A 1,904-nucleotide genomic window follows, 5' to 3' on the forward strand; every position below is an offset into this window, starting at 1 on the left:
AAGCGAGTAGGAGGCGGTGACTAGCCGCCGTCCTCTCACACCACCGTGCGTACCGTTCGGTACACGGCGGTTTCAACAGTTGACGTGCATAGACTGATAAGCTGTGGCAAGATCATAGAAGCCCCAGTTTGTCAGTCTTTCTTTTGTGAGGGCCATTTTGACGCCCCCGGTGTGAACCGTCCACCAGTAGCCTCTCCGGGTGTTGGCCGTTTGATATGCCAGCCATTCCGGCACTTTGAGCCCGCGCAGTCTTCTAAGTCGTGTCTTGGGCAGTTTCCACTGTTTCCAGATACACATACGTATGCGACTGTACATCCACCCATTGATATCTTCGATGTTTGTTTTCATGCTTGCGATACTGTAGTAAGCAAGCCAGCCGCTCATATAGACTCTGATAGCCTTTAAGGCGTTGACTATGCTGCCGCAGTGACTCCGGGAAGTGAGTCCCCTCAGTTTATCCTTGACTTTCTTCCATGATTTGGCGTGTACTCGGATGTATATGCCTTTACCATTCTTCCCGAAGCAGAAGCCAAGGTATTTAAAATTTGAGATTGCAAACACGCTGACCGTACGGCTTTTCTCACGGTTCACCTTCAGTTTCAGTGTTCCTTCGAGATATTTCGTACTTGATTCCAGCAGCCTTTGTGACGCTCGTTCACTCCTGGCAAGGAGCACGATGTCATCCGCATATCGAATACATGGCACCCCTCTTTTGCTGAATTCCTGGTCAAACTCGTTGAGATAAACGTTAGCTAACAGCGGGGAGAGGTTGCCTCCCTGTGGCGAGCCTTCATTTGTCTCTACGACAACACCGTTTTCCATCACTCCACTCTTAAGATACCGTTTGATCAGTTGAATTACTCTTTCGTCCTTCACGTTTCTGCGTAGGATGTTCAGTAGTAACTCATGATTCAGCGTGTCGAAGTATTTGGACAGGTCGAGCACAACGGCTCTTGTATATCCCTGTTCCGCATACTCCTTAATCTTTCGAATGGCATCCTTGGCCCCTCTGTTCGGACGGTAGCCGTAGCTTCCTTCAGAAAAGAGTGGTTCGTAGATGGGCATAAGCTGTTGGGCTATAGCCTGCTGAATAGTACGGTCTATGACGGTGGGAATACCAAGCTTTCGTACTCCGCCGTCCGGCTTCGGGATTTCCTTTCGTCTCACCGGAGATGGGGTGTAATGCCCCTTTCTGATTTTCTCCTTCAACTTCTGGTTGTGTTCCCTTAGCCACGGTAGTGCCTGCTTGACGGTCATACCGTCTATGCCTGGCGCTCCTTTGTTTGCCTTCACTCTCTTAAAGGCCCTGTTAAGGTTATCCTTTTCCAGAATCTTTCCGAGAATGTCGGGGTCTGCACTGTCTCTTTCCTTCCATATCCGGTTGAACGAGCGGTGTGCTCTCACATATCCTTTACGTTCCGCGCTATTCTTTTGCGAGCAGCTGTCGATGTTTTCTACACTCATTGCTCGTTCCTCCTTTCCGGGTCGTACTTAAGACTCCTGTTGATTCGGCCCTTCATCTTTCGATTACTACGGCCTCGGCTGACTTCTGTGCGTTCAGCACTGCTTTCGGCAGTGGTTACGTCTTTCGACGCTTACCGCACAGACCTCCCTGGGTACCACACGTTTCTTTCACTCCATCTACCTGCCTCATTTATCCCATACGATTCCGTGTAGCTATCGGACTTTATCTTGCATTGCAGACTTATCCTCGTATGAGACCTTATATGAGATTTCTGTTCGTCAGGCCAGAGCTTTGCCCTCGGGTTAGTAGGTTCCCCGAATCCAGCTTCCTTCAGATTCTGCCTCGCGACAGACACCCTTGCCTTCGGCTATGTCCTTCCCGCTACCGGGCGGACTCCGGACTTACACCGTTTAGAAACGTGCGCCGCCAGGCGCACAAT

1 protein-coding gene is annotated in these 1,904 nt (G+C 50.3%); it reads right to left on the reverse strand.

Features of this window, described 5'->3' with window-relative positions:
- Window positions 1-72: 72 nt before the first annotated feature.
- Entirely contained in the window at window positions 73-1,464 is a 1,392-nt protein-coding gene (ltrA, locus tag ACTQ52_RS12265; protein ID WP_441982784.1) for a group II intron reverse transcriptase/maturase, read from the reverse strand.
- Window positions 1,465-1,904: the final 440 nt, after the last annotated feature.

The sequence above is a fragment of the Oribacterium sp. Sow4_G1_1 genome (genome assembly GCF_052116105.1).
Taxonomy (GTDB): Bacteria; Bacillota; Clostridia; order Lachnospirales; family Lachnospiraceae; genus Oribacterium.